Origin of the sequence: Jatrophihabitans sp. (assembly GCF_036000465.1) — a bacterium.
Lineage (GTDB): Bacteria > Actinomycetota > Actinomycetes > Mycobacteriales > Jatrophihabitantaceae > Jatrophihabitans.
The window spans coordinates 1-21,512 of the sequence record NZ_DASYFV010000038.1 but is presented as its reverse complement, the minus strand read 5'-3'; the positions used below and the strand labels follow the sequence as shown (position 1 = coordinate 21,512).

The 21,512-nt window shown below is 71.7% G+C and carries 20 protein-coding genes, 2 tRNA genes and 1 pseudogene; 17 read left to right on the top strand and 6 right to left on the bottom strand.

Translation table 11 applies throughout. From position 1 onward, the window contains the following. Window positions 1–8: 8 nt before the first annotated feature. Window positions 9–1,388: a TrpB-like pyridoxal phosphate-dependent enzyme gene (locus VGN18_RS13015; RefSeq protein ID WP_327540123.1), complete on the bottom strand. Its 1,380-nt coding sequence runs from the start codon at window positions 1,386–1,388 to the stop codon at window positions 9–11. Between the two features lie 125 nt (window positions 1,389–1,513). Between VGN18_RS13015 and VGN18_RS13010 the strand changes: the two genes are divergently transcribed. From VGN18_RS13010 to VGN18_RS12980, 7 genes are read left to right on the top strand one after another with little or no spacing between them, the layout of a single operon-like run. Then, the gene (locus tag VGN18_RS13010; protein ID WP_327540122.1) at window positions 1,514–2,815 is read left to right on the top strand and encodes an adenylosuccinate synthase; all 1,302 of its coding nucleotides are present in this window, start codon (window positions 1,514–1,516) and stop codon (window positions 2,813–2,815) included. Window positions 2,816–2,855: 40 nt separating this feature from the next. Next, the gene (locus VGN18_RS13005; protein WP_327540121.1) at window positions 2,856–4,196 is read left to right on the top strand and encodes a PQQ-binding-like beta-propeller repeat protein; all 1,341 of its coding nucleotides are present in this window, start codon (window positions 2,856–2,858) and stop codon (window positions 4,194–4,196) included. Between the two features lie 32 nt (window positions 4,197–4,228). Continuing rightward, the gene (locus tag VGN18_RS13000; protein ID WP_327540120.1) at window positions 4,229–5,653 is read left to right on the top strand and encodes a PQQ-binding-like beta-propeller repeat protein; all 1,425 of its coding nucleotides are present in this window, start codon (window positions 4,229–4,231) and stop codon (window positions 5,651–5,653) included. Between the two features lie 21 nt (window positions 5,654–5,674). After that, complete coding sequence (gene purD, locus VGN18_RS12995; RefSeq protein ID WP_327540119.1) at window positions 5,675–6,928, top strand: phosphoribosylamine--glycine ligase; 1,254 nt, start codon at window positions 5,675–5,677, stop codon at window positions 6,926–6,928. A 4-nt stretch (window positions 6,929–6,932) separates the two neighbouring features. Further along, complete coding sequence (locus VGN18_RS12990) at window positions 6,933–7,670, top strand: hypothetical protein (protein WP_327540118.1); 738 nt, start codon at window positions 6,933–6,935, stop codon at window positions 7,668–7,670. A gap of 17 nt (window positions 7,671–7,687) precedes the next feature. Beyond that, window positions 7,688–9,127, top strand: a complete 1,440-nt coding sequence (gene purB / locus VGN18_RS12985; RefSeq protein WP_327540117.1) for an adenylosuccinate lyase — start codon at window positions 7,688–7,690, stop codon at window positions 9,125–9,127. 7 nt (window positions 9,128–9,134) lie between these two features. Further along, on the top strand, window positions 9,135–10,304 hold the full coding sequence (locus VGN18_RS12980; protein WP_327540116.1) for a hypothetical protein: 1,170 nt from the start codon (window positions 9,135–9,137) through the stop codon (window positions 10,302–10,304). Window positions 10,305–10,309: 5 nt separating this feature from the next. Here the strand turns inward: VGN18_RS12980 and VGN18_RS12975 are convergent, their stop codons facing one another. Continuing rightward, on the bottom strand, window positions 10,310–11,032 hold the full coding sequence (locus VGN18_RS12975) for a siderophore-interacting protein (RefSeq protein ID WP_327540115.1): 723 nt from the start codon (window positions 11,030–11,032) through the stop codon (window positions 10,310–10,312). Window positions 11,033–11,112: 80 nt separating this feature from the next. On the opposite strand from VGN18_RS12975, the gene VGN18_RS12970 reads away from it, so the two are divergent. After that, a complete protein-coding gene (locus VGN18_RS12970) occupies window positions 11,113–11,535 on the top strand; it encodes an organic hydroperoxide resistance protein (protein ID WP_327540114.1) in 423 nt (140 codons plus the stop codon). Between the two features lie 34 nt (window positions 11,536–11,569). Continuing rightward, complete coding sequence (locus tag VGN18_RS12965; RefSeq protein ID WP_327540113.1) at window positions 11,570–12,940, top strand: L-serine ammonia-lyase; 1,371 nt, start codon at window positions 11,570–11,572, stop codon at window positions 12,938–12,940. A 14-nt stretch (window positions 12,941–12,954) separates the two neighbouring features. On the opposite strand, the gene VGN18_RS12960 is transcribed toward VGN18_RS12965, so the two are convergent. Further along, window positions 12,955–14,637: an MFS transporter gene (locus tag VGN18_RS12960; RefSeq protein WP_327540112.1), complete on the bottom strand. Its 1,683-nt coding sequence runs from the start codon at window positions 14,635–14,637 to the stop codon at window positions 12,955–12,957. Between the two features lie 185 nt (window positions 14,638–14,822). On the opposite strand from VGN18_RS12960, the gene VGN18_RS12955 reads away from it, so the two are divergent. From VGN18_RS12955 to VGN18_RS12930, 6 genes are all read left to right on the top strand, one after another. Beyond that, a complete protein-coding gene (locus VGN18_RS12955; protein ID WP_327540111.1) occupies window positions 14,823–15,452 on the top strand; it encodes a TetR/AcrR family transcriptional regulator in 630 nt (209 codons plus the stop codon). 79 nt (window positions 15,453–15,531) lie between these two features. Continuing rightward, window positions 15,532–17,250: a phosphatidylglycerol lysyltransferase domain-containing protein gene (locus tag VGN18_RS12950; RefSeq protein WP_327540110.1), complete on the top strand. Its 1,719-nt coding sequence runs from the start codon at window positions 15,532–15,534 to the stop codon at window positions 17,248–17,250. Between the two features lie 77 nt (window positions 17,251–17,327). After that, window positions 17,328–17,417 (top strand) — tRNA-Ser (locus VGN18_RS12945). 60 nt (window positions 17,418–17,477) lie between these two features. Then, window positions 17,478–17,550, top strand: a tRNA-Arg gene (locus VGN18_RS12940). A gap of 142 nt (window positions 17,551–17,692) precedes the next feature. Beyond that, complete coding sequence (locus VGN18_RS12935; protein WP_327540109.1) at window positions 17,693–17,863, top strand: antitoxin; 171 nt, start codon at window positions 17,693–17,695, stop codon at window positions 17,861–17,863. A 5-nt stretch (window positions 17,864–17,868) separates the two neighbouring features. Then, the gene (locus tag VGN18_RS12930) at window positions 17,869–18,273 is read left to right on the top strand and encodes a hypothetical protein (protein WP_327540108.1); all 405 of its coding nucleotides are present in this window, start codon (window positions 17,869–17,871) and stop codon (window positions 18,271–18,273) included. A gap of 249 nt (window positions 18,274–18,522) precedes the next feature. Here VGN18_RS12930 and VGN18_RS12925 read toward each other — a convergent pair whose 3' ends face one another. Continuing rightward, the gene (locus VGN18_RS12925) at window positions 18,523–18,807 is read right to left on the bottom strand and encodes a type II toxin-antitoxin system RelE/ParE family toxin (RefSeq protein ID WP_327540107.1); all 285 of its coding nucleotides are present in this window, start codon (window positions 18,805–18,807) and stop codon (window positions 18,523–18,525) included. Further along, on the bottom strand, window positions 18,804–19,088 hold the full coding sequence (locus tag VGN18_RS12920; protein ID WP_327540106.1) for a type II toxin-antitoxin system Phd/YefM family antitoxin: 285 nt from the start codon (window positions 19,086–19,088) through the stop codon (window positions 18,804–18,806). The genes VGN18_RS12925 and VGN18_RS12920 overlap by 4 nt, the downstream gene beginning before the upstream one ends. A gap of 626 nt (window positions 19,089–19,714) precedes the next feature. On the opposite strand from VGN18_RS12920, the gene VGN18_RS12915 reads away from it, so the two are divergent. Continuing rightward, the gene (locus VGN18_RS12915) at window positions 19,715–20,959 is read left to right on the top strand and encodes an MFS transporter (RefSeq protein WP_327540105.1); all 1,245 of its coding nucleotides are present in this window, start codon (window positions 19,715–19,717) and stop codon (window positions 20,957–20,959) included. Between the two features lie 10 nt (window positions 20,960–20,969). Beyond that, complete coding sequence (locus VGN18_RS12910; RefSeq protein WP_327540104.1) at window positions 20,970–21,221, top strand: hypothetical protein; 252 nt, start codon at window positions 20,970–20,972, stop codon at window positions 21,219–21,221. Between the two features lie 4 nt (window positions 21,222–21,225). Here the strand turns inward: VGN18_RS12910 and VGN18_RS12905 are convergent. Beyond that, window positions 21,226–21,512: pseudogene (locus tag VGN18_RS12905) on the bottom strand (SRPBCC family protein); the annotation flags it as partial.

Genomic DNA, 21,512 nt, shown 5'->3' with positions numbered 1-21,512 from the left:
TAGAGCGGTCAGCCGGCGGGCACCGCCGGCAGGGCGCCGAGTGCCGCGGAGAACGCGGCGTCGGAGAGGTCGTGGTCCTGCATCGCCCCGGACAGGTAGGCGTCGTAGGCCGGCAGGTCGAGGTGGCCGTGACCGCACAGCGCGGTCAGGATGACCTTCTCCTCGCCCGTCTCCTTGCAGCGCAGGGCTTCCTCGATCGCGGCGGCGATCGCGTGCGTCGGCTCCGGCGCGGGCAGGATGCCCTCCGTCCGGGCGAACTGGACGCCGGCGGCGAAGCACTCGCGCTGGGGCTTGGCCGTCGCCGAGATCAGGTTCTCCTCGTAGAGGTGGCTGATCAGCGGGCTCATGCCGTGGTAGCGCAGACCGCCGGCGTGGATCGGGTCGGGGATGAAGTCGTGGCCGAGCGTGTGCATCTTCATCAGTGGCGTCATGCCGGCGGTGTCGCCGAAGTCGTAGGCGTAGGTGCCGCGGGTCAGGGACGGGCACGCGGCCGGTTCGACAGCCCGGATCTCCGGCGCCATGCGGCCGGCCAGCTTCTCGCGCAGGAACGGGAAGACCAGGCCGCCGAAGTTCGAACCGCCGCCGGTGCAGCCGACGATGAGGTCGGGGGTCTCGCCCACCTTGGCCAGCTGCAGCAGCGCCTCCTCGCCGATGACCGTCTGGTGCAGCAGGACGTGGTTGAGGACCGAGCCGAGTGCGTAGTTGGTGTCGGCGTTCTGGGCTGCGACCTCGACCGCCTCGCTGATCGCGATACCGAGCGAGCCGGGCGAGTGCGGGTCGGCGGCCAGGATCGCCCGGCCGGCCGCGGTGAGCTCGGACGGCGAGGGGTGGATCGTCGCCCCGAAGGTCTCGATCATCATGCGCCGGTACGGCTTCTGGTCGTAGGAGGCCCGCACTTGCCAGACCTCGCACTCGAGCCCGTACTGCGCGCACGCGAACGCGAGCGCGGTGCCCCACTGGCCGGCGCCGGTCTCGGTCGTCAGCCGCCGGATGCCGGCCTGCGCGTTGTAGTACGCCTGCGGCACGGCGGTGTTCGGCTTGTGCGAGCCGGCGGGCGAGACGCCCTCGTACTTGTAGTAGATGCGGGCCGGGGTGCCGAGCGCCTTCTCCAGCCGGTGCGCCCGGTAGAGCGGCGACGGGCGCCAGAGCCGGTAGACGTCGAGCACCGAACCCGGGATCTCGACGTAGCGCTCGGTCGTCACCTCCTGCCCGATCAGCTCCATCGGGAAGAGGGGGGCCAGGTCGTCGGGTCCGACGGGTTCCAGCGTGCCCGGGTGCAGCACCGGCGGCGGGGGCGTCGGCAGGTCGGCCAGCAGGTTGTACCAGCGGGTGGGCTGCTCCGACTCGTCGAGCAGGATCTTGGTCGCGGACCGGTCTGCCGTCGTCATGCGGCCAGTATGTTCCCGCGGAGTGGCCTACGTCACCTGCCGCGGAACGAGCCTTCGGGCCCGGTCGTCTACCCTTCTCGGGGCCCGAGGACCGGGCCGGCACTCAAGTCAGATCGAGGTGAGGCATGCCCGCGATCGTTCTCGTCGGCGCGCAATGGGGCGACGAAGGCAAGGGCAAGGCGACCGACCTGCTCGGTAGCCGGGTCGACGCCGTCGTCAAGTTCAACGGCGGCAACAACGCCGGCCACACCATCGTCATCGGCTCGGGTGAGGCGAAGCAGAAGTACGCGCTGCACCTGCTGCCGTCGGGCATCCTCACGCCGGGCTGCGTCCCGGTCATCGGCAACGGCGTCGTCATCGACCTCGGCGTGCTCTTCGAGGAGATCGACGGGCTCGAGGCCCGCGGGGTCGACACGAGCAAGCTGGTCGTCAGCGGCTCGGCGCACGTCATCGCGCCGTACAACCGCACCCTCGACCAGGTCACCGAGCGCTTCCTCGGGAAGTCCAAGATCGGCACCACCGGTCGCGGCATCGGCCCGACCTATGCCGACAAGATGTCGCGCATCGGCATCCGGGTGCAGGACCTCTTCGACCGCGACGTGCTGCACGCCAAGGTCACCGGCGCGCTGACCCTGAAGAACCAGACGCTGGTCAAGATCTACAACCGCAAGGCCTTCGACATCGACGCCGTCGTCGACGAGCTCGCGTCCTACGCCGAGCGGCTCAAGCCGATGGTCACCGACACGTCGCTGCTGCTGCAGCAGATGCTGGACGAGGACCGCACCGTCGTCCTCGAGGCGGGCCAGGCGACCCTGCTCGACGTCGACCACGGCACCTACCCGTTCGTGACGTCGTCGAACGCTACGGCCGGCGGCGCCTGCACCGGCAGCGGCATCCCGCCCACGCGGATCAGCAGCGTCATCGCGGTGATCAAGGCGTACACGACCCGGGTCGGCGAGGGCCCGTTCCCGACCGAGCTGCTCGACATCAAGGGCGAGATCCTGCGCAACAACGGCGCCGAGTTCGGCACGACCACCGGCCGCCCGCGCCGCTGCGGCTGGTTCGACGCCGTCGTCGGCCGCTACGCCACCCGCATCAACGGCGTCACCGACTTCGTCCTGACCAAGCTCGACGTGCTCACCGGTATGGACGAGATCCCCGTCTGCGTCGCCTACGAGATCGACGGCGTGCGCTACGACGAGCTGCCGACCGGCCAGGCCCTGTTCGACCGCGCGATCCCGATCTACGAGACCTTCCCGGGGTGGACGGAGGACATCTCGCAGGCCCGCACCTTCGACGACCTGCCCCGCAACGCGCGCGACTACGTCACCGCGCTCGAACAGATGATCAAGGCCCCGATCTCGGCCATCGGCGTCGGGCCCGGCCGGGACGAGACGATCGCGGTGCGTGACCTGCTCGACCGCTAGTTACTGGCAGTAATCGCCGGGGCGGGGCAGACTGGCGATCATGCGCCTGCGCAACGCCGTGATGTCCCTGACCCTGCTCGCCGCCGGCCTCGCCGCCGTGGCCCCCGCGGCGCCCTCGGGCGCCGCGACGACCGTGCCGGACTGGCCGCAGTACCACGGTGGGTCGTCACGGGCCGGCTACTCCTCGGCCTCGCCCGCATACAACGGCCGGCTGCACGTCAGCGCCCGCATCACGCTGGACGGCGCCGTCTACGCCTCGCCGATCGTGGCCGGCGGCCGCACCATCGTGGCAACCGAGAACAACACCGTCTACGCGTTCGGCCCGTCGAACCAGCTGCTGTGGAAGCGGCACCTGGGCGCGCCGGCGAGATCGGCGGACCACCCCTGCGGCAACATCGACCCGCTCGGCATCACCGGCACGCCGGCGTACTACGCGGGCACGCACGAGATCTACGTCGCGGCCGAGTTCCACGCCTCGCCCCCCACCCACCGGGTTTACGGGCTCGACCTCACGACCGGCGCGATGCGGCTGTCGCAGGGCCTCGACCTGCCCGGCGTCGACCGGGCCGTCATGCAGCAGCGCGGCGCGCTGGCCCTCGCGCACGGCCGGGTCTGGGTGCCCTTCGGTGGTCTGGCCGGCGACTGCGGGCAGTACAAGGGACGGCTCGTCGGCGTCCCGGTGACCGGCGGCGGCGTGCGCACCTACACCGTGCCGACCCGGCGTGAGGCCGGCATCTGGACCTCGCCCGGCCCGACCGTCGACCCGAGCGGCAACCTCTACGTCGCGGTCGGCAACGGTGCGGCCGGGACGAACGGGCTGCCCTACGACTTCAGCGACTCGGTGCTCGAGCTCAACGGATCCACGGGCGCCGCGCTGCAGCACTTCTCGCCGACCACGTGGCGCACCGACAACGACGCCGACCTCGATCTCGGCTCGCAGGGTCCGGCCTTCGTCGGCTCGTACGTGTTCGCCGCCGGCAAATCGGGGACGGCGTACACCCTGCGCCGCGGCGCACTCGGCGGCATCGGCGGGCAGGTGTCGCAGCGCTCGATCTGCAAGTCCTTCGGCGGCACGGCCGTCGTCGGCAACCACGTCTACGTGCCGTGCACCGACGGGGTCCGCTCGGTCTACATCTACCCCAACGGCCGCATGCTGCCGGTCTGGCACAACAGCACGGCGAACGGCTCACCGGTGTACGGCGGCGGCATCATCTGGACGCTCGACACCGCCAACGGCATCCTGCGCGGCCTCGACCTCGCGACCGGTTCCCGCCGGGCCGGGGTCAGCGTCGGGGCGGTGACCCGCTTCGCCACGCCGGCGCTGTCGGGCAACCGCATCCTCGTCGGCACGACGAGCGGGCTGACCGTCCTCGCGTACTGACGCGCACAGGTTGGCCGGGCACGATCTTCGCCATGAGGGTCAGCCGCACCGCCCGCTGGGTCGCCGCACTCGCCGCTGCCGGCGCGCTGGTGTCGTGCACCAGCTCCGGCGCGTCCGGCGATCGCGGGTCGACGCCCGAACCGGCGCCGACGACATCGTCGACGTCCGCCCCGACGAGGACCTCGCCGGCCCCGCCGGCCGCGCCGGGTGACTGGCCGACCTACCACGGCGACGTCGCGCGCACCGGGTTCGCGGCCTCGATGCCGACGGTCAGCGGGCCGATGCGGATCGTGAAGCGGCTGGCGCTGGACGGCGCGGTGTACGCCTCGCCGCTCGTCGTGCGCGGCGTGACGATCGTGGCCACCGAGAACAACACCGTCTACGCACTCAACGCCGCCATGCAGCTGCTCTGGAAGCGGCACCTGGGTCCGCCGTCGCCGGCCGCCGAGCGTCCCTGCGGCAACATCGATCCGCTCGGCATCACCGGCACGCCGTACTTCAACGCGACCAACGACGCGATCTTCGTGGCGCCCGAGTACAGCGGCGACCCGCCGACGCACGAGCTGGTGTCGCTGGACTTCACATCCGGGGCGGTGAAGTGGCACCGCGGCCTCGACCTCCCCGGCGCCGACCAGCGGGTGATGCAGGAACGCGGCGCGCTCACCGTCTCGGGCCCGCGGGTGTTCGTGCCGTTCGGGGGCATGGCCGGCGACTGCGGCGACTACAAGGGCCGCGTCATCGGTCTCGACCGCCGGACCGGCGACTCGCCGATCTCCTACACCGTCCCGACCACCCGCGAGGCCGGCATCTGGACCCCGCCCGGCCCGGTCGTCGGCAGCGACGGCAACCTGCTCGTCGCGGTCGGCAACGGCGCGTCCGGCCCGGGCGATCGCTACGACTACAGCGACTCGGTGCTCGAGCTCTCGCCGACGACGCTGCAGCGCACCGACTCGTTCTCGCCGACGACCTGGGCCACCGACAACGCGGCCGACCTCGACCTCGGCTCACAGGGTCCGGCAATCGTCGGCAGGTGGGTGTTCAGCGCCGGCAAGTCGGGCGACGCCTACGTGTTGCGCCGCGACCACCTCGGTGGCATCGGCGGGCAGGTCAGCAAGACCGCCCTGTGCACGTCCTTCGGGGGCACGTCGGTGGTGGCCGACGTCGTCTACGTGCCCTGCACCGACGGCATCCGGGCCGTGCGCATCGACGGCGCGGGCACGATGCACGTGCTGTGGCACGCCGACGGTGCGGTCACCGGCGCGCCGGTCGTCGGGGGCGGCCGGGTCTGGTCGCTGGACACCGACGCCGGCGTGCTGCACGCCCTCGACCCCGCGACCGGGAAGTCGCGTGCTCAGATCACGGTCGGCGGGGTGACGCGGTTCGCGACGCCGGCGCTGTCCGGGGCGCGGGTCTACCTCCCCACGCAGAGCGGGTTGACGGTCGTCGGGGTCTCCTGACCCGCCCACTAGGCTCGCCCGGTGCGCGTTCTCGTCATCGGATCCGGCGCCCGTGAGCACGCACTGTGCCTCGCCCTCGCCGCGGACCCGTCGGTCACCGCCCTCGTCTGCGCGCCCGGCAACGCCGGCACCGTCGCCATCGCCGAGCAGCGCGGGGTCGACCCGCTCGACCCGGCGGCGGTCGCCGCACTGGCCCGCGACGTCGCGGCCGACCTCGTCGTCGTCGGGCCCGAGGCGCCCCTGGTCGCGGGCGTCGCCGACGCCGTGCGGGCCGCCGGCATCGCCTGCTTCGGGCCGTCCGGCGCCGCGGCGCAGCTCGAGGGCAGCAAGGCGTTCGCGAAGGACGTGATGGCGGCCGCGGCGGTGCCGCCGGCCGCCGCCCGCGTCTGCACCACCGAGGCCGAGGCCGCCGCCGCGCTCGACGAGTTCGGTCCGCCCTACGTCGTGAAGGACGACGGCCTGGCCGCGGGCAAGGGCGTCGTGGTCACCTCCGACCGGGCCGAGGCGCTGGCCCACGCCGTCGCCTGCGAGCGCGTCGTCGTCGAGGAGTACCTCGACGGGCCCGAGGTCTCGCTGTTCTGCGTCACCGACGGAACCGCGGTCGTGCCGCTCGTCCCGGCCCAGGACTTCAAGCGCATCGGCGACGACGACACCGGCCCGAACACCGGCGGCATGGGCGCCTACGCGCCCTTGCCGTGGCTGCCGGCCGGCCTCACCGACGACGTCGTGCGCACCGTGGCCCGGCCGACCGTCGCCGAGATGGCGCGGCGCGGCACCCAGTTCAGCGGGCTGCTCTACATCGGTCTCGCCCTGACCGCGCGCGGCCCGCGCGTCGTCGAGTTCAACGCCCGCTTCGGCGATCCCGAGACCCAGGTCGTACTCGCCCTGCTGGAGACCCCGCTCGGCGGACTGCTGCAGGCCGCGGCCGACGGCACACTCGCCGACCAGCCGCTGCTGCGCTGGCGGCCGGGGTCGGCCGTGACCGTCGTGCTCGCCGCCGCGAACTACCCCGGAACACCGCGCACGGGCGACGTCATCACCGGCTCCGAGCAGGCCGGGGTCGTGCACGCCGGCACCCGGGTCCGCGACGACGGCGCGGTCGTGTCGTCGGGCGGCCGGGTCCTGTCGATCACCGCCACCGGCGCCTCGCTGGCCGCGGCCCGCGAGCGCGCCTACGCGCTGCTCGCGACCGTCGACCTGCCGGGCGGGCAGCATCGCACCGACATCGCGGCCAAGGCGGTCGCGGGACAGGTCGCCGTTCCGCTCCTACCCTGACGGGATGGGCGACGTCGACTTCACCGTCACCTCGTCCGACGACGGGCTCGACGAGGACCTCCCGCAGCGGGAGCGGCGGCCCTGGACGCCGGTCCAGCGCGTTGTCGCCGGCGCCGTCGCGCTCGCCGCCGTCGTCGCGATCGGGGTCGGGGTCGCCGCCGGCCGCACCGCGGATCCGGTGGCGCAACGGTCGTCGTCCCCGTCGTCCCCGTCGTCCCCGTCGAGCGGGTCGGGCGGGTCGAGCGGCCCGCTGACCGTCGTCCCGAGGTCAGGGATGATCACCCGGTTCGTGGTGCCGCCGGACGTCATCACGGTCGACGCCAACACCGGCATGGTGCCCTGCCCCCGGGCCGGGGACGGCCAGTCGGCCTGCCAGACCACGCACACGGTGCCGGCTGGCGTCCTGGCGGCGTTGCGCGCGCACTTCCCGGGAGCTCGCGTGCTGGCCGAGACCGACGACATGCTGCGCGACACGGGAATGGGCTCGAACGGCATCTGGGACCGCCGCATCTCCGCGGTCGCCGGCTCGATCCGGATCACCGTCCTGGTGCGCCGGGCGTTACCCGAGGACGTCACGTCCGGTACCGACCGCATCGACCACAACCGGCTGATCTCGACCGAGAGCACCGGCTCGAACGGGTTCACCGTGACCGCCACGGTCGACGTGCCCGCGTCGCATCCGTCCATCTACGGGTCACTGGACCTGCTCGTCTCCGACCAGCGGCTGCTGGTCCTCGACTGACGCGGGACAATGGCGGCGTGAAGCCCGCGATCCCCGACGTCCTCGCCGCCCGCTACGCCTCGACGGCGATGGCCACGCTGTGGTCCCCCGCCCACAAGGTGGTGCTCGAGCGGCAGCTGTGGCTGGCGGTGCTGCGGGCCCAGGCCGGGCTCGGCGTCGATGTCCCGGACGGCGCGATCGCGGCCTACCAGGCCGTCGTCGACCGCGGCACCGACGCCGTCGACCTCGACTCCATCGCCGCCCGCGAGCGGGTCACCCGGCACGACGTGAAGGCCCGCATCGAGGAGTTCGCCGCCCTCGCCGGGCACGAGCAGATCCACAAGGGCATGACCAGCCGTGACCTCACCGAGAACGTCGAGCAGCTGCAGGTGCTGTCGTCGCTGCGCGCGGTGCGGACGAAGACGCTCGCCGTGCTCGCCCGCCTGGCTCGCCGGGCCGCTGAGTACGACGCGCTGGTGATGGCCGGCCGCTCGCACAACGTCGCGGCCCAGGCGACCACGCTCGGCAAGCGTTTCGCCACCGTCGCCGACGAGCTGCTGGTCGCGCTCGCCCGGCTCGACGACCTCATCGCGCGCTATCCGCTCCGCGGCATCAAGGGCCCGGTCGGCACGTCGCAGGACATGCTCGACCTGCTCGGCGGCGACGCCGCCCGGCTCGCCGAACTCGAACAGGCCGTCGCGGCGCACCTCGGCTTCTCGCAGGCGTTCACCAGCGTCGGCCAGGTCTACCCGCGCTCGCTCGACTGGGACGTCCTGACCGCGCTCGTCCAGCTCGCCGCGGCACCGTCGTCGATGGCGACGACGATCCGGCTCATGGCCGGCAACGAGCTCGTCACCGAAGGCTTCAAGCCGGGCCAGGTCGGCTCCAGCGCCATGCCGCACAAGATGAATACCCGCTCGGCCGAGCGGATCAACGGTTTCGCGGTCATCCTGCGCGGCTACGCCTCGATGGCGGGCGAGCTCGCCGGCGACCAGTGGAACGAGGGCGACGTGTCGTGCTCGGTCGTGCGCCGCGTCGCCCTGCCCGACGCGTTCTTCGCCCTCGACGGCTTGCTCGAGACGACCCTGACCGTCCTCGACGAGTTCGGCGCGTTCCCGGCCGTCATCGAGCGCGAGCTCGACCGCTACCTGCCGTTCCTGGCCACGACGAAGGTGCTCATGGCCGCGGTGCGGGCCGGCGTCGGGCGCGAGTCGGCCCACGAGGCGATCAAGGACAACGCGGTCGCCGTGGCGCTGGAGATGCGCGAGAAGGGCACCGAACGCAACGATCTGTTCGCGCGGCTCGGCGCCGACTCGCGCCTCGGCCTGCCCGGCGCCACGCTCGACGGCCTGCTGGCCGAACCGCTGTCCTTCACCGGTGCGGCCCGCGAGCAGGTCGCTGCCGTCGTGGCCGCGGTCGACACCGTTCTCGCCTCCGAGCCGGGGGCGGGCGACTACGAACCGGAACCGATCCTGTAGGCGCCTGATGCGCGGCCCCTCGTCCGGTGCCGACGACGACGAACCCGTCGCCGTGGACTTCGACTGGGACGGCGCCGGGGTCGAGGACGAGGACGCGGACGAGGACGCGGACGAGGACCTGGACGCCGGCGGGCGCCGGCGCATCCCGGGCTGGTTCGGCCAGACCCTGCTGGCCGCCGCGGCCGTGCTGGTGCTGATCGTCGCCAACCTGCCGCACCCGCACCGCACCCCGCAGACGATCCGGCCGCCGGTGCACCCGCTCGTCATCGATCCGTCGCCGGTGGCCGGCTCGAGTGTCGAGGCGCTGCTGGTGAGCCGGCACCTCGAGCGCATCTACACCGTCATCGAGGACCGCCTCGCCGTCAGCGACCTGGACGGCGGCGACGGCGGCCGGTTCGCGATCAGCTCGACCGCGCTCGGCGGCCCGGTCGACAGCGCCCGGCTGCGGCTGGTGCTCAACCCGGCCGACGGCGTGCTGTGGGTCGTCCCGCTCGGCAGCACGGGCTCGCACCTGATCGAGGGCTTCGACCCGCGGATGCTGCGTCGAGTTGCCCGGCTGCCGCTGCCCTATCCGGTCGACGGCGCCGCCGTGCTCGACGGCCGGCTGTACCTGACCTACGGCCCCGAGCTGCTGCGGGTGAGCCGCGATCGGAAGCGCCTCGATCTCGCCGCCCGGCTCGCCGGCAGCGGCGGCCCGCTCGTCGCCGATCCGGTCCGGCACCGGCTGCTGTATCTCGACTACTACAACCCGCTCAGCGTTCGCTCCTGGTCGCCGGCCCGGGGACTCGGCCCGGCCGCCCCGCTGCCCATGACCCGGGGCCAGGTGGCCGTCGTCGCCGGCACGATCTGGGTCGGTGGCTTCGGCACCTCCGGGGCGGTGCTGGCCCGCCTCGACCCGCGCACGCTGCGAGCGGGTCGGCCGGTCGAGCTCGCCGGCACGCTGGCCCCGGGCACCCTGCTCGCGGCTGCGGGCGGCCGTTCGCTGTTCGTGCGGGCCGGTGGTGCGGTGCGCCCGCTGTGGTGCCTGGACGCGCGCACCGGGGCCGTCACGCAGCACTGGGACGACGAGCCCGGCGTCGTGGCGGCCGACCTCGGGGCGGCCGACCTCGGGGCGGCCGCCACCGCGGCACCCGACGGCCGGATCCGCCCGCTCGCGCTTGCCGGGTGCGCCGGGTAGGCGGGTCAGCGTGGTGCGCGGCCGGCCAGCCGGTCGGGGCGGCCGATGTTCCAGTAACCCTTGACGAAGATCGCGTCGTGGTCGAGGCCGCGCGCCTCGAGCACGCCGCGCAGCGCGACCATCGCCCGGCTTTCGCCCATCAGGTAGCCGCGGCCATCCCCGTCGGGCAGGTCGAGGCCGTCGACCGCCGTGGTCAACCGGTCCGGCCCCCCGGCCGGGTCGGATCCGCGGTGCACCCAGTGCACGTCGGCGCCCGGGATCGGCCGCTCGTCGGCCGCATCGGTCACCTCGATCACCGCGATCGCCCGCTCGCCCGCCGCCAGCGCGGCCACGATCGCGGCGATCGCCGGCAGCGCGGATTCGTCGCCGACGAGCAGGTGCCAGGGCGCGCCGCGCAGTTCGAGCTTGCCGCGGGGGCCCTGGAACTCGACCGCGTCGCCCGGCCGGGCCTCGGCGCCCCAGCGCGAGCCGGGTCCCTCGCCGTGCAGCAGGACGTCGAGATCGAGTTCGCCGACCTCGGGGCGAGCCGCGCTGATCGTGTAGCGCCGCTTGACCCGCCGCCCCGAGGGTTCGCGCAGCAGCAGCTCGACGTCCTGGGCCGGACGCAGTTCCGCGCCGCGCATCGACTCGGCCCGCACGGTCACCCGGCGCATCCGGGGCGTCAGGTCGGCGACCGCCACCACCTCGGCGGAATGGGTGGGTGAACGGCGAACCAGCGGGGTACTCACAGTGAACCGACCCTAGTGACCGCCCTGCCGGTGGCCCACTGGCCCCGTCGGTCGAACCGTCGATCCCCCGAGGAGCATCCATGACCATTGCGCTGACCAAGGTCGCGTACACCACCGCCGCCACCGCCAGGGGCGGCCGGAGCGGGCACGTGACCAGCGCCGACGGGGTGATCGACCTCGACACCGCCCAGCCGGGCACGTCGGACACCGCGAAGGCCAACCCGGAGACGCTGTTCGCCGCCGGCTACGCCGCCTGTTTCCAGGGCGCCCTCGCCAACCGGGCCAGGACACGGGGCGTCGACACGTCCGACTCCACCGTCACGGCCGAGGTGTCGTTCGGACCGTCCGAGGACGACGGGTTCGGTATCGCCGTCGAGCTCACCGTGCAGCTGCCGGGGGTCGACCGGGAGACCGCCCGCGAGCTGCTGGAACTCGCGCACGAGTTCTGCCCCTACTCGAAGGCGACCCGGGGCAACATCGCGGTCACCCTCGAACTCGCCTGATCACACCCCTTGCCGACGGGCGCATGATGGCACCGTGGCCATCAGCGTGTTCGACCTCTTCTCGATCGGCATCGGGCCGTCCTCCTCCCACACGGTCGGGCCGATGCGGGCCGCGGCCACCTTCGCCCAGGGCCTCGAGGACGACGGGCTGATCGCCGACGTCGCCCGGGTGCGGGTCGAGCTGTTCGGCTCGCTCGGCGCGACCGGGCACGGGCACGGCAGCGACCGCGCGGTGATCCTCGGACTCGAGGGCGAGAGGCCCGAGACGGTCGACACGGCGAGCGTGGCGGCCCGGGCGGCGGCGGTGCGCGAGAGCGGTCGCATCGAACTGCTGGGCAAGCACGCGGCCCGCCTCGTCGACGACGACCTGGTGCTGCACCGGCGGCAGAGCCTGCCCTACCACCCGAACGGCATGCGCTTCTTCGCCTTCGACGCGCGGGACGCGCTGCTGCGCGAGCGAACCTTCTACTCCGTCGGCGGCGGCTTCGTGGTCGACGAGGCGGCGGCCGGGGCCGACCGCATCACCCCGGACGCAACCCCGCTGCCGCACCCGTTCCGCTCCGGCGACGAGCTGCTCGTCCGCTGCGCCGAGACCGGCCTGCCGATCAGCGGCGTGATGCTCGCCAACGAGCAGGCGTGGCGATCCGAGGCCGAGATCCGGGCCCGCCTGCTCGAGATCTGGTCGGTGATGCAGCAGTGCGTCCAGAACGGGTGGACGAACGAGGGCACCCTGCCGGGCGGCCTGAAGGTGCCGCGGCGCGCCCCCGAGCTCTACCGCCGCCTGTGCGGCGAGACGTTCGCGACCGATCCGCTGCGGGTCATGGACTGGGTCGATCTCTTCGCTCTCGCGGTCAACGAGGAGAACGCGGGGGGCGGCCGGGTGGTCACCGCCCCGACCAACGGCGCCGCCGGGGTGCTGCCGGCCGTGCTGCACTACTACGTGCGCTTCGTGCCCGGCGCGGGCGACGAGGGGATCGTCCGCTTCCTGCTCTGCGCGGCCGCGATCGGCGTGCTCTACAAGGAGAACGCCTCGATCTCCGGCGCGGAGGTCGGCTGCCAGGGCGAGGTCGGTTCGGCCTGCTCGATGGCCGCGGCGGCGCTCTGCGAGGTCCTGGGCGGCACCCCGGAGCAGGTCGAGAACGCGGCCGAGATCGGTATGGAGCACAACCTCGGGCTCACCTGCGACCCGGTCGGCGGGCTCGTCCAGGTGCCCTGCATCGAACGCAACGCCATGGCCGCGGTGAAGGCGATCAACGCCGCCCGCATCGCGCTGCGGGGCGACGGGCGGCACATCGTCAGCCTGGACAAGGTCATCAAGACGATGCGCGAGACCGGGGCCGACATGAAGATCAAGTACAAGGAGACCGCCCGCGGCGGGCTCGCCGTCAACGTCATCGAGTGCTGACGGCGAGCCCCTGCCTACGCAGCGGCCGCGGCCATCGGTCCTGACGGCAGGTCGTTCTTCTTCACCTGGATCAGCGTGATCGCGGCGATGATCGCCACCACGCCGAACCCGGCTCCGGTCAGGAACCCCTGACCGGATGCGTGCGCGAGCAGGCCGTGGGTGAAGTCCTGGTACGGGCCGGTGAAGAACCTGGTGGCCTTCGACTGCTGATCGGCCGGCAGCCCGGCGACGAACTTCTTGATGTCGGCCGGCTGGATGCCGTTGTTGCCGGCCTGCGCGAGGCGCTGCCCGATCTTCCCGGCCAGGGCTTGATCGCCCCCGGTCGACTGCCCCACCGCCTTCAGCAGATCGGGCTTGTGGGTGTTCGCGTAGTTGCGCCCGGCGGTGCCGAACACGGTGGTCATGACCGACAGGCCGAGCGCACCGCCGACCTGCTGGCCGACGTTGAGCAGGGCCGAGGCCAGGCCGGCGTCGGTGTTGCGCACCTTGGACACCGCGGTGACGGTGAGCGGGACGAACAGGCAGCCCATCGCCGTGGCGAGCACCAGCATGCCGGGCAGCAGTGTGCCGGCGTAGCCCGACGACGCGCTGACCCGCGAGAACCAGAGCAGCGCGCAGGTGATGAGCACCGTGCCGAGGATCAGCAGGGGGCGCGGCCCGGCCCGGCCCAGCAGGCGGGCGACGACCTGCGACACCACGCCGATCGTCAGGGCCACCGGCAGGAACGAGAAGCCGGTCCGCAGGGCGCTGAAGTCGAGCACGCCCTGCACGAAGAAGGTGATGAAGTAGAACATCCCGAACATGCCTGCGCCGACCACGAACATCACGAGGTAGGAGCCGCTGCGGGTGCGGTTCTCGAAGATGCGCATCGGCATCATCGGCTCGGCGACGATCTTGGCCTCGTAGATCACGAAGGACGCCAGGAGCACGACCGCCGCGGCGAACACGGTGTAGGTCTCGGCGTTGTTCCACCCGCTGTGCGCGACGTGGATGAAGCCGTAGACGGTGGCGACCATTCCGGCCACCGACAGCAGCGCGCCGACGACGTCGAAGCGCCCCTTGAGCCGCTCTGATTGGTGCAGGTAGGTGTACGCCCCGACCATCAGCGCGATTCCGATCGGGACGTTGACGAACAGCACCCAGCGCCAGCTGAAGTAGTTGGTGAGCACGCCGCCGAGGAGCAGGCCGAGGGCGGCGCCCGCGCCGGAGACCGCGGCGTAGACGCCGATGGCCTTCGTGCGGGCCTCGCCTTCCTCGAACTCGGTGGTGATCAGCGAGAGTGCCGTGGGTGAGGCGATCGCCCCGCCCACGCCCTGGATGGCGCGCCCGGCGAGGAGCAGCGGGAAGTTCACCGCGACGCCCGCCAGGAAGCTGCCGAGGCTGAACAGGCCGAGGCCGACGATGAACATGCGACGCCGGCCGAGGATGTCGCCCATGCGGCCGCCGAGCAGCAGCAGGCCGCCGAACGCGAGCGTGTAGGCGTTGAGCGCCCACGTCATGTCGGTCTGGCTCTTGTCGAAGTAGCGGCCCATCGACGGCAGGGCGATGTTCACGATCGTGCCGTCGAGCACGACCATCATCTGCGCGCCGGCGATGACCATCAGGACGAGGCCGGGGTGGGCGTGACGGCGCGCGCCCCCGGCCGGGGCGCCGCGCGAGCCGACAGTGACGCCGGCGGTGGATCTGGTGTCGGTCACGGGTACTTCTCCGTTCAGGGCGGTGCGACGGCGACCTCGGATTTAGTGGACGGTCGCGTTCACTATCGAGCTAGACTAGGACTGGCCTTTAGAGAACGCAACCGTGCACTATGAACTCGCCACGGACAACCGAATTTCGCGACGAGCGAGCACGGGCACAGCATGGAAGAGGGGTCTGACAACGCATGACCGCCACGAGAACGGCGCCGGTCACCGAGGCGAACACCCCCCAGCGCAAGCGGGGTGCCGCGCTCGAGGACGCCATTCGCGAGGCCGCCTACGCCGAGCTGACCGAGGTCGGCTACACCGCGTTCAGCGTCGAGGGCGTGGCGGCCCGGGCCCGCACCGGCAAGGCGAGCATCTACCGACGGTGGCCCACGAAGCAGGATCTCGTGACCGACGCCCTGTGCACCGGGCTGCCCACGCCGGCCCAGTGCGGCATGCCCTTCGAGCCCGACGACTCGGTCACCACGGCCGACGCCCTGCGTACCGTGGCGCGGACCATCGCGCGCGTCATCACCAGCCCCGCCGGCGACGCCGTGCGGGCCATCAAGTGCGAGGCCGCGGCCGATCCCGAGCTGGCCCAGCTCATCGACGACCGGTTCCAGGCGCCGCGGCGCGCAGCCCTGCTAGGGCTGCTGCAGCGCGGGGTCGAGCGCGGCGAGGTGCGGCCCGACGCCGTCACCGCGCTCGTCGCCGACGTCATCCCGGCCGTCCTCACCCACCGGGTGATCCTGCAGCGGGAGCCACTCGGCGAGGCCGACATCACCGCCATCATCGAGCAGGTGTTCATCCCCCTCATCGAGGCCCGCTGAGAGGCCCGCTGAGAGGCCCGCTGAGAGGTCCGAACCCGGCGGCCGCGTCCCGCGGCAGGGGGTGCGGCACGATGGGGGCGTGACGGATCCGCCCCGCCAGACCAGACTGTGGGACGGCTATCTGCGGAGGGCGCCCGGGCTCATCGCCGGCATCGCCCTGCTGCTCGGCGTCCTCACCATCGTCGACGCGCTGTTCGTGGGGGAACGGTTCCGCGTGCACGCGGTCACCCAGGTCATCCCGGTGCCGGCGAGCTCGGCCGCCACGGCCATCGTCTTCGTCTCCGGGCTGCTGCTCATGCGCCTGGCCACCGCCCTGCGCAAACGCAAGCGGCGGGCCTGGCGCGCGGCCGTGATCGTCAGCGCCGCCCTCGTCCTCGCCCATGTCTTCCGCGACGAGCGGCGCTACGGCGAGGCGATCGTCGGCCTCGTGCTGCTCGTCCTGCTCATCTCGGCCCGCTCGCGGTTCACCGCCGCATCCGACCCGCGCAACCGCTGGTTCGCGCTGCGCGTCTTCCTCCAGGCCTTCGTCGTCTCGACGCTCTACGGCCTCGCCCTGCTGTACTTCTACCCGCACCAGATCATCGGCCGCCCCGGTTTCACCGGTCGCCTGAAAGAGGTCCTGTACGCCTTCGTCGGGGCCGACGGCCCGGTCAATCTGCGCAGCGACCGGTTCAACGACATCATCCACATCACGTTGTTCGGGCTCGCGCTCACCACCGTCGTCGTCGTCGCGCTGCTCGCCCTGCGCCCGGCCGAGCCGATCGCCCGGCTCTCCGACGAGGACGAGGAGCGGCTGCGGGCCCTGCTGGTCAAGCAGGGGCAGCGCGATTCCCTCGGCTACTTCGCGCTGCGGCGCGACAAGTCCGTGGTCTGGTCGGCGTCGGGCAAGGCGGCCATCACCTATCGCGTCGTGCTCGGCGTCGCGCTCGTCAGTGGCGACCCGATCGGTGACCCCGAAGCATGGCCCGGTGCCATCGCGGCCTACCGCGAGCTCGTCGAGGCCAACGCCTGGACGCCCGCGGTCATGGGCTGCAGCGAGCTGGGCGCCACCGTGTTCAAGCGCGAGTGCGACCTCTCGGCGATCGAGCTCGGCGACGAGGCCATCGTCGACGTCGCCGACTTCACCCTCGACGGACGCCCGATGCGCGGTGTCCGGCAGGCCTGCACCCGGGTCGCGCGGGCCGGCTACGAGGTCCGGGTCAGTCGGGTCGCCGACCTCGGCCAGGACGAGGTCGAGGCGCTCCGCGACGCCGCCGAGGCGTGGCGGGGCGACACCGTCGAGCGCGGGTTCTCGATGGCGCTGTCGCGGCTGGGGGATCCGTCCGACGACCGTTGCGTCGTGGCTACCGCCTACCGCGACGGCGCGCTCGCCGGGCTGCTGCACTTCGTGCCGTGGGGTTCGGACGGGCTCTCGCTCGACCTCATGCGTCGCGACCGCGGCGCCGACAACGGGCTCAACGAGTTCATGATCGCGACGCTGTTGCAGCGCTGCGGCGAGATCGGCGTGCGCCGCGTCTCGCTCAACTTCGCCGTCTTCCGCGACGCCATCGAGCGCGGCGAGAAGATCGGCGCCGGCCCGATCCTGCGGGCCTGGCGCTGGCTGCTCGTGTTCGCGTCGCGGTGGTGGCAGATCGAGTCGCTCTACCGCTTCAACGTGAAGTTCCGTCCCTACTGGGAGCCGCGCTTCATCTCCTTCCCGAGCTCGCGCGACATCCCGCGCATCGCGATCGCGGCCATGGAGGCCGAAGCGTTCCTGGTCCGGCCAAACCGGCTCAAGCGCCTGCTCGGACGGGTCTGACCGGGTGCGTTGTGGAGTGCGCCCGGCGGACCTTGTAGGCTCTCCGCCCGGTGGCTCTGCACGTTTCGCGGCCGCTTGGAGGCTTCGCCTAGTCTGGTCTATGGCGCCGCACTGCTAATGCGGTTTGGGTCTAAAGCCCATCCCGGGTTCGAATCCCGGAGCCTCCGCCGATGGCCCGTTCGGGTCGTCGTGGGTCAACAGCTAGACTGGCCCGTCGGTACGAAAAAGCGCCCGTAGCTCAACGGATAGAGCACTTGACTACGGATCAAGAGGTTGCAGGTTCGAGTCCTGCCGGGCGCGCAATTCATCCCCCGGAGTCACTGGCCTCCAGTGCCGGATTCCCCACTCATCGGATAGACAACGTCGGCCTTGGTCCGCAAAAAGTCCGTAGCAGCCCGCGCCGAGTCCATCGCATCGGCTTGTCCGCGACGTCCCCGACGACGTGATCGCGGCAGTCGACGCCCGGGCCACGCGCCTCGGGCTCTCGCGCTCGGAGTACCTGCCGCGCCGCCTCGCCCAGGAAGTCGCGACCGCATCCGCGCCGGTCACCGTCGCCGACCTCAACACCTGCGCCGCCACCTTCGCCGACCTCGCCGACGACGAGGTGATGTAGGCCGCGTGGGAGTGACCGGCTGGCTCATCGACACCTCCGCCCTCGCCCGGCTCGACGGCAGTCCCGACGCCGAGACCTGGGCTGACCGCGTCGACCGCGCGCTCGTCCGCATCGCGGTGGTCACCCGACTCGAGATGGGCTACTCCGCCCGCTCCGGGCCGGACCCTGCGCCGTGCCCCTTGGCATCCATGCCGCTCGAGGACCAGACGCCGGCGATCGCGCACTGCGCCATCGAGGTTCAGACCCTGCTGGCCGACGCCGGACGACATCGCGCCCCGTCGGTCCCGGGCCTCATCGTCGCCGCGACCGCCGAGCTCGCCGGCCTGGTCGTCCTGCACCTGGACAGAGACTTCGACCTCATCGGCGAGATCACCGGACAACCGACCGAGAAACTCAACGTCAACCCGTAAGCAACGACGACTTCAACTGCGGCGTGAGCGATCGCCGAGGGCCATTGCCCGCTGACGCTGAACCCGCTGCCGCAGGTCCGTCGGTGTGTCGTGCCGCGGACGCTTCAGGGTCGACATCGACCGGGCGGGCGGACAGCCGTCAAGGGCAACTTGTGGTCGCGGCAGCAGCCCTTCACGCTCTTGATCATGTTCGGCCCTGCCACTTCTCATCGGCATGATCGCATCGATCTCGTGCGGGAGCTGAGCCCGTCAAGTGGCCCGGTACGCGTCCGAACGCGGGAAGACGCCGACGACGGTGACCGTGTGCCGGGTGTCGTCGATCCGGTAGATCACGCGGTAGGTGCCGCGTCGGGCACTGTGGCGGTCACTCAGGGGGGGTCGGAGCTGCTTGCCGACTCGGTGCGGGTTGTCGAGCAGTGGACCGGTTATGAATTCGTAGGCGGCGAAGGCCACCGCCTCGGGTAGTTGTTCGGTCAGTCGCCTGCCTGCGGTTGGGGCGATGACCAGTTCGTATCGTTGCTCGGCCGCGCTCACGCAGAGGTTCGGCGCGCGCGCATCGCGGCCGCCAGCGAGTCCCCGCTCTCCCCTTCTCCGCGAGCGAGTTCCGCGTCGGCCTCGCTCAGCGCGCGCAGGGCGGCGGCGTCGGACAGCACCGCGATGGTCTCCTCGAGTGCCTCGAGATCATCGACGGCGAGAAGGACCGCCGTTGGCCGGCCATGGACGGTCACGGTGACGCGATCATGTTGCGAGCCAACCCGCGCCACCAGTTCCGACAGGTGCGCCTTGGCGTCGGCAACAGAGGCGAACTCGGACATAGTCATAAGTATGACTAGACGCCGGGAGGATGTCGAGCGTCGTTACGCGAACATACCGTGAGGTTTGTTGATCTCCGTTAGTCCGCAAGAAGTCCGGCACGAGCTGTCACCAGCCAACCCATCCAGCCCAATGAATACGGGGCCTCGAGCGTCCTCGGCGAGGAATCGCGGATGCCGTCAAGATCGGCCGGATATGACTACGCGATCAAGACGTTGCAGGTTCGAGTCCTGCCGGGCGCGCAGAAAAATCTACGGGTCGTTGGACATGATCTGCGTGACGTTGGTACCTGTCACCGGCGCGCCCCGCCTCCGACGCTGTCGACATGATCGGCGCGACGATCGACGGGGGTGCGGACGAGTCCGGCCGGAGCTGGTCGGGCCGCAGGGCCTTCGGGATCGCGGGGTTCGCGGTCATCGTCTCGGTCGGCGCCGCATCGAGTTCGCACGCCACCCCGGCCGTGGTCCCGGCCCCACGTGATCCCGCCCCTCGCCTGACGCCGGTCCTCCGGATCGAACCGCCCCCACCCCTCGTCATCGTGGAGCATGTCGGTCAGCACTGGTAGGCCCGGTCGGGCGGTAATCGACGTTGTAAACGCGATAGATCCCTCGGATAGCCTCAAGATCTTGTGAGCACCCTCGTCGACATCGTGGCCCCGCCGCGTCTCGGCACCGGGTTCCGGCGGCTGCTCGCGTCGTCCTGGCTCAGCAACACCGGCGACGGCATCGCACTGGCGGCCGGACCGCTGCTCGTCGCGTCGCTCACCCGCAGCCCGTTCCTCATCGCGACCGGTGCGTCACTGCAATGGCTGCCGCCGTTGCTGTTCAGCCTGGCCGCGGGGGCGCTGTCCGACCGGGTCGACCGGCGGCGCATCGTCGTGACGGCCGACCTGACCCGGGCCGTGGTGCTCGTGCTACTGGCGACCACCATCGTGACCGGCAAGGTGACGGTCGGCCTGGCGCTGCTCGCGCTGTTCCTGCTCAGCACCGCCGAGGTGTTCGCCGACAACACCACGAGCACGTTGCTGCCGATGCTGGTGCACCGCGACGACCTCGCCATCGCCAACAGCCGCCTGCAGGTCGGCTTCATCGCGGTCAACCAGCTGGCCGGCCCCCCGATCGGAGCGGCGTTCTTCGCTGCCGGCATGGCCTCGCCCTTCGTCACCCAGGCGGTGCTGGTCGCGGTCGGCGCCCTGCTGGTCTCGCGCCTCGTCCTGCCGGCGCACGTTCGGGCGACCGACAACCAGTTGCTCCACGACGTCGCCGAGGGCTTCCGGTGGGTGCGTCATCACGCCGCGGTGCGCACGCTCGTCCTGACGATCTTCATCTTCAACATCACGTTCGGCGCCGCGTGGTCGGTGCTCGTGCTGTACGCGACCCGCCGGCTCGACCTCGGCGCGGTCGGGTTCGGCCTCGTCACGACGGTCTCGGCCGCCGGCGGCCTGATCGGCACGCTGTCCTACGGCCGGCTGATCCGCCACGTCAGCCTCGGCAACATCATGCGGGCCGGCCTGATCATCGAGACCTTCACCCATCTCGGCCTCGCGCTCACCACGTCGCCGGCCGTCGCGATGCCGATCTTCTTCGTGTTCGGTGCGCACGCGTTCATCTGGGGCACGACGTCGATCACCGTGCGGCAGCGCGCGGTCCCGCTCGGGCTGCAGGGGCGGGTGGGCAGCGTGAACAGCTTCTTCGTCTACGGCGGCCTGGTCCTCGGATCGGCCGTCGGGGGCGTGCTGGCCGACCACCTCGGCATCGCTGCGCCGTTCTGGTTCGCGTTCATCGGCTCGGCGCTCTTCGTCGTGATGATCTGGACGCAACTCGCCCACATCGCGCACGACGATCCGGTCAAAGACGTCGCCGTGGGTCGGTAGCGTCGCGAGCATGCCCCGCATCGATTCGGTGAACATCGGCCACTCCGAACCCGGGTCCTACCTGAAGGTGATCACGCCGGGCGAGATCGCGGCCGGCGACACGATCGAGGTCGTGCACCGCCCGACCCACCCGGTCTCGATCGCCCTCGTCTTCCGGGCGCTCACCCTCGAGTCCGAACTGGTGCCGGACCTGCTGGCCGCCGGCGACGACCTCGAGCCGGAGACTCTGCGGTACGTGCACCGGATGCGCAGCGCCGGATAGCGCGTCACCCGAGGTGGCGCGCCTCGATGTGGCTGCGCAGGTTGTGGTCGCTGTGCCGCACGGACAGCGCCACGATCGGCTCGAGCGCCCGGCCCATCGCCCGCCCGGCCAGCCCGCCGGGCAGCTCGTAGCTGAACACCACCGAGATCCTGGTGTGCTCCTCGCCCGCGGCGCTGAAGCGCCACGTCGACCGGTTCGTGAAGCCCTTGATCGAGTCGAACGCGATGACCGAGTCCTGCTCCCACTCGGTGACCTCGATCGTCGAGCTCAGCTTCACCGGCTTCACCGCGA